Source organism: Mycobacterium syngnathidarum, assembly GCF_001942625.1.
Taxonomy (GTDB): domain Bacteria; phylum Actinomycetota; class Actinomycetes; order Mycobacteriales; family Mycobacteriaceae; genus Mycobacterium; species Mycobacterium syngnathidarum.
In genome coordinates, this window is sequence record NZ_MLCL01000032.1 from 155,311 (window position 1) to 161,464 (window position 6,154).

Sequence of the window (6,154 nt, forward strand, 5' to 3'; positions counted from 1 at the left end):
GCCAACCTGTCCGGCAACGATGATGACCGTGACGACCACCGCAAGCACATCCACCTCTGCATCCGATGACCGGCGCCGAACACTGCTGACCCCGTTCACCGCGGCGGCCTGCCGTGGCTATCTCTATTTCCTGCTGGTGAGCGTCCTTGCTCTCGTCGGTGTCGTCTACCTGTTCGTGACCGGCCTGACTTCTGGGCTGTTGCTCGTCACCCTGGTCGGCATACCCTTGGTGGCTCTCGTGGTGCTGTCGGGTCGATGGTGGAACGCGCTGTACCGGTCGCTGGCCCGGCTGGTCGGGGTCACGATCGACCCATCGGCGCCCTTTGTACGGCAGGCCAGTTGGGCTCACACCGTGGCGGCTGCGCTGACGGACGGCGTCGGCTGGCGCAGCCTGGGTTTCCTTCTGCTGCAGAGCGTCGTGATGACACCCGTCGGCTATGGGGTGGTGGTCGGGGTCGTGGCATCGGCGGTCCTGGTGGTCTCCCCGATGATCTGGGTGATCACCGGTGAAGCGATCGTCAGCCTCGGCGAACCCGTGGACTCGCTCGGCACCTACCTCCTGCTGTCGGCGGGTGGACTGCTCGGCCTGTATCTGTTGGCGTGGATCATGATCGAAATCGGGCGTGCCCATGTCTGGCTGGCTGAAACATTGCTGGCCCCGACCGATCGCGAGCGCCGGGTCGGCGAGCTCGAGCGGGCCCGTGCCGATGTCGTAGACGATTCGGCAGCCACGTTGCGCCGGGTCGAGCGCGATCTGCACGACGGAACCCAGGCCAGGCTCATCGCTGTGGCGATGACGCTGGCCCGCGCCGAGGAGAAGATGGCCGACCCGGACAAGGCTGATCGGGCCCGGCAACTGGTCTCCGACGCTTTGGCGAACACCAGGGACACCCTCGCCGAACTGCGTGATCTGGTCCGCGGGATCCGTCCGCCTGCATTGGATCTCGGTCTGGTGCCGGCTGTGCAGACATTGGCGGCGCGAAACCCCGTCCCCGTCGAGCTGGTCGACGACCTCGCCGTACGCCCATCGATCGGTGTCGAGACGCTGGCGTACTTCTGTGTGGCCGAGTTGCTCGCCAACGTGTCTCGGCATTCCGGCGCGACGCGAGCCACGGTGCGGCTGTCCAGCGATGCTCACGGATTGCGGATCACTGTGACGGACAACGGGTCCGGTGGCGTCCAACCCGCCAACGGCTCAGGATTGACAGGATTGACAGATCGCCTGCGCATGGTGGACGGCCACCTCGACATCGACAGTCCTCTCGGCGGCCCCACCACGGTCAGTGCCGTCGTACCGTCAGGGCCGCTGCAGTGACCCGGCTGGCGATCGCCGAGGACAACGCGATCCTGCGGGACGGCCTGTCCCAACTGCTCGTCGAACGTGGGCACGAAGTCGTGGCCAAGGTGGGCACGGCCGATGAGATACGCGAGATCGCCGAGACACTGCGGCCTGAAGTGTTCGTCGTCGACATCCGCATGCCGCCGACCTTCACCGACGAAGGGCTGATCGCGGCGGTCTCGTTGCGGCGTTCCCATCCGGACGTCGGTGTGCTCGTGTTCTCGCAGTGGGTCGAGACCCGTTATGCCGCTGAGTTGCTGGCGGGGAACCCGGAAGGGGTGGGCTATCTGCTGAAGGACCGCGTGGCCGACATCGGCGAGTTCGACGCCGCGGTGCGGCGCGTGGCTGCCGGGGGCACGGCCCTCGATCCGGAGGTGGTGCGCCAGCTGATGGGGACCCGGCGCAGCGGCGATGCGTTGGCTCGGCTGACTTCCCGCGAACGCGAGGTTCTTGCCTTGATGGCCGAGGGGCACTCGAACAGTGCCATGGCCGCACATCTTTCGATATCTGAACGTGCCGTAGAGAAACACATCGGCGGCATCTTCACCAAGCTCGACCTGGCGCCGTCGACGGCGCACCACCGGCGCGTGCTCGCTGTCGTCACCTACTTGAACTCCTAGGGCTCGGCGTCCGGTTCGAGCAGACGGCGCACCGAGGTGCGCGATCCGTACGGGCGCAACATGCGGCTGGCCGGGCGGGGTCGCACGATCTGCGGCCACCAGAACCACCGGCCCAGCAGTGCGGCGATCGACGGTGTCATGAACGATCGGACGATCAAGGTGTCGAAGAGCAGACCGAGGCCGATGGTGGTGCCGATCTGACCGAGCACGATGAGATCGCTGAAAATGAACGACGACATCGTCGCCGCGAACACCAGACCGGCCGCTGTCACCACCTTGCCGGTACCGGCCATGGCGCGGATGATGCCGGTCTTGAGCCCTGCCCCGATCTCTTCCTGGAATCGGGATATCAACAGCAGGTTGTAGTCAGCACCCACCGCCAGCAGCAGGATGATCGCCAGCGCCAGCACGATCCAGTACAGCTGGATGCCGAAGATGTACTGCCACACCAGGACTGACAGACCGAACGACGCACCCAGAGAAAGGACCACCGTGCCGACGATGACGATCGCGGCGATCAGGCTGCGGGTGATGAACATCATGATGAGCAGGATGAGCGACATGGCCGCCAGCGCGGCGATGATCAGGTCGTACTTGGCGCCGTCTTGAATGTCCTTGTAGGCGGACGCGGTTCCGGCCACGTAGATCTTTGCGTCCGACAGGGGAGTGGCCTTGATGGCGTCGAATGCGGAGTCTTTGAGGGCGTCGATGTGTGAGATGCCCTCTGGGGTGGCGGGAGTGCCCTCATGCGTGATGATCATGCGGGCGGCCTTGCCGTCGGGTGAGAGGAACAGCTTCAAGCCGCGCTTGAAGTCAGGGTTGTCGAATGCTTCTGGGGGCAGGTAGAACGAGTCGTCGTTCTTGGCCGTGTCGAACGCCTGCCCCATCGCGGTTGCGTTCTCGAGGGCTTCCTGGGACTGTGCGTTGGTTCCGGCCGTGGTCGCGTAATTGGACAGGGTCAGATCGCGGTTTCGTTCCTGGATGGCGATCTGCGGCGGCAGGAGCGCAACGAGTTGCGGTTGCAGTGCATCGAGTTTGTCGAGGCTCGCGGTGATCTGTCCGAACTGATCGCTGAGCTTGTCGATTCCGTCGAGCGCGTCGAACACCGACCGCAGCGCCGCGCACATCGGAATGTCGAAACAGTGTGGCTCCCAGTAGAAGTAGTTGCGCAGCGGCCGGAACTGGTCGTCGAAGTTGGCGATCTTGTCCCGCAGATCGTTCACGATCGCGACGGTGTCGTGGAAGGCCTGGGTCTGCTCGTGGGTGGCGGCAGCACTGGCCTGCTGCAGTGCGACCTACCGTTTGAGGATGTTGATCGTGTTGGACAGCTCATTGGCCTGCTTGAGCAGATCGGCCGCGCGGTCCTGCTGGTAGCCCAGATTCATGATCTGGCTGGCGCTTTGTGCACTGATCTGAAAGGGGATCGAGCTGTGCTTGATCGGTGTGCCCAACGGCCGCGTGATCGACTGCACCAGTGCAATGCCGCGAGTGTGCAGAACGGCTTTGGCGACGCGTTCGAGGACCAGCATGTCCGCGGGGTTGCGCATGTCATGGTCGGTTTCGATCATCAGCAGCTCGGGGTTGAGCCGGGCCTCCGAGAAATGGCGGGTGGCAGCGGTGTAACCGACGTTGGCCGGGGCCGACTCCGGGAGGTAGGGCCGCCCGTCGTAGCTGGTCTTGTAGCCAGGTAGGGCGAGTAGGCCGACGAGTGCGATCAGACACGACACCACCAGGATGGGGCCGGGCCACCGCACGATCGCCGTACCGATGCGTCGCCAACCGCGGGCCTGCAGCTTGCGTTTCGGCTCCAGTAATCCGAACCGGCTGAAAATGGTCAACACGGCAGGCCCGATGGTCAGCGCTGCCGCCAGCGTCACGAGCACGCCGATGGCGGCCGGCACGCCCAGGGTTTGGAAGTAGGGCAGCCGAGTGAAGTGCAGGCAGGCCACCGCGCCGGCGATGGTCAGCCCCGAGCCGACGATGACGTGCACCGTCCCGCGGAACATGTCGTAATACGCGGTCTCGCGGTCCATTCCGCGAGTTCGTGCCTCGTGGTACCGGCCGATGATGAAGATGCCGTAGTCGGTGCCCGCGGCGATCGCCAACAACGTCAGCAGATTTGTCGAATACGTGGACAGTCCGATGATCCCGGAATGCGCCAGCGCGGCCACGACACCGCGTGCCGCGGCCAGTTCGATCAGGACGGTCGCCAGCACGATCAGCATCGTCACGATCGAGCGGTAGACCACCAAAAGCATCACGGCGATGACCAAAAAGGTTATGCCGGTGACCCTTTCGGTTCCTTTACTGCCGACTTCGAAGTTGTCGGTGATCAGCGGTGCGGCGCCGGTGACGTAGGCCTTGACCCCGGGAGGCGGTGGCACGCCGGCCACGACGTCGCGGATGGCGTCGACGGACTGGTTCGACAATGCCTCGCCCTGATTGCCGGCCAGGTACACCTGCACCAGGGCGGCCTTGCCGTCCTTGCTCTGCGAGCCGCCCGCCGTGAGCGGATCCCCCCAGAAGTCCTGAATGTGCTCGACGTGTTCGGTGTCCGCGGCCAGCCGTTTCACCAGGGTGTCGTAGAAGCGGTGGGCGGCGTCACCGAGAGGCTGTTCGCCTTCGAGTACGACCATTGCCGCGCTGTCGGAATCGAACTCGTCGAAGACCTGGCCGATGTGTCGCATCGCCACGGTCGACGGCGCGTCCGGTGCGTTGAGACCGACCGAGCGCGCGGCGCCGACGATTTCCAACTGCGGCACAAGGATGTTCGTCAGCGCAGCTACCGCAACCCACACCAGCACGATTGGTACGGCGAGCAGGCGAATGGTCCGCGCGGCCCTGGAACGTTCGATGTGTTCGGTGCCGTGGGCGCTCATGCGGACTTGTCCAAGCACGCGATGTAGCCGTTCACGTTGTCGGTGGATCTTTCGTCCTTGACCACACCGTTGACGGTGATGCGGCAGCCGATGGTGTCGCCGTCGCCTTGCGCCCGCAGATCGGCGAAAAGTGTCGGATCGTCGGTGACCAGCGTCTGCGACCAGGGCAGCGGGACGTCCTCGGCGCGCTGCGGCTGTGCGTCGATGTCCAGATAGTTGATGGTCGCAATCGAACCGGGCGATCCGAACACTTCGAAGAGAACCCGCTTCGGGTTGTATCCAGTGTTTTCCAGGGCGTCGGCGCTCGGGCGGGACACCTCGTTGTCGGAGCCGAAGATGCCGTGCAATCGACTGACGGTGAAGGCGACGACCGCCACCACGAGTACGGCCACGATCACCGTCCAGCGCCGCTTTACCAGGCGTCCTACCGAGATCCCCTGCATCTCAGAGCCTTTCGACAACGGCGCCAGCGCGCCGGGAGGCGAGAGTCTTTTGGCCGTTCCAAGCACCTGAACGGTACCGTACGGTACAGTCGTGGGCCGGGCAAGACCTGTGGACTGATGGGCTTGCCGAGAAGGAAGGATTTCCGCGTGGCTTCCGCTTCGACACACGGTGGTTCGGCGCCGGCTTCCGCGTCGCAGTGGACCGAACGCGAAGGCGAGCTCCTGGCGGTGACCCTGCGGCTGTTGCAGCAGTACGGATACGACCGCTTGACGGTGGAAGCCGTTGCGACGGAGGCGAAGTCCAGCAAGGCCACCATCTACCGGCGCTGGCCGTCCAAGACCGAACTCGTCCTGGCGGCGTTCATCGAGGGCACCCGGGTTCAGCTGGTCGCCCCCCGGACCGGCTCATTGCGTTCCGACCTGTTGAGCATCGGTGCGTCGGTGTGCGCACAGGCTCGCGAGCACGGCAGCACGATGAGTGCGATCATGTCCGAGATCGCGCACAGCCCAGAACTGAGCACCGCCCTGCAGAACCAGTTCGTGCTGCAGCGCAAGAATCTGATGGCCGAGGTTCTGGCCGACGCGGTGGCCCGCGGCGAGATCGCCGCGGAGGCCATTCACGACGAGCTCTGGGACGTCATGCCGGGTTATCTGGTGTTCCGCTCCCTGATCCCGGGACGTCCGCCGACAGAGGAGACGGTTCGTGCCCTCGTGGACGACGTGTTGATGCCGAGCCTCACCCGGTTCTAGGAGTCTGCTGAATTATTTCGGCGTGGTGGCCGGGTTTGTGGCGATGTTCTCGAGATGATGGGCGGGTGCAGGGGCGTTCTGATGATCAGCGTGAGTTGTTGGATGCGGAGTCGGTAGCGGGGC

The 6,154-nt window shown here is 64.7% G+C and carries 4 protein-coding genes and 1 pseudogene; 3 read left to right on the forward strand and 2 right to left on the reverse strand.

The features are described from left to right. The first annotated feature begins 22 nt into the window (after positions 1-22). Together BKG60_RS10505 and BKG60_RS10510 are read left to right on the forward strand one after the other, a co-directional pair. Positions 23-1,315 carry a sensor histidine kinase gene (locus BKG60_RS10505; RefSeq protein WP_239251719.1) on the forward strand — a complete coding sequence of 431 codons (1,293 nt, stop codon included), beginning with the start codon at positions 23-25 and terminating at the stop codon, positions 1,313-1,315. Further along, positions 1,312-1,959 carry a LuxR C-terminal-related transcriptional regulator gene (locus tag BKG60_RS10510; RefSeq protein ID WP_070945410.1) on the forward strand — a complete coding sequence of 216 codons (648 nt, stop codon included), beginning with the start codon at positions 1,312-1,314 and terminating at the stop codon, positions 1,957-1,959. Before BKG60_RS10505 ends, BKG60_RS10510 begins: the two co-directional genes overlap by 4 nt. Here the strand turns inward: BKG60_RS10510 and BKG60_RS10515 are convergent. Both BKG60_RS10515 and BKG60_RS10520 read right to left on the reverse strand, forming a co-directional pair. After that, positions 1,956-4,838 (reverse strand): annotated as a pseudogene (locus BKG60_RS10515) (MMPL/RND family transporter). The gene BKG60_RS10510 and the pseudogene BKG60_RS10515 sit on opposite strands and share 4 nt — an antisense overlap. Further along, positions 4,835-5,281 carry an MmpS family transport accessory protein gene (locus BKG60_RS10520; RefSeq protein ID WP_070185854.1) on the reverse strand — a complete coding sequence of 149 codons (447 nt, stop codon included), beginning with the start codon at positions 5,279-5,281 and terminating at the stop codon, positions 4,835-4,837. The pseudogene BKG60_RS10515 and the gene BKG60_RS10520 overlap by 4 nt, the downstream one beginning before the upstream one ends. 147 nt (positions 5,282-5,428) lie before the next feature. On the opposite strand from BKG60_RS10520, the gene BKG60_RS10525 reads away from it, so the two are divergent. Then, positions 5,429-6,031, forward strand: a complete 603-nt coding sequence (locus BKG60_RS10525; RefSeq protein ID WP_070945409.1) for a TetR/AcrR family transcriptional regulator — start codon at positions 5,429-5,431, stop codon at positions 6,029-6,031. Positions 6,032-6,154 lie beyond the last annotated feature (123 nt).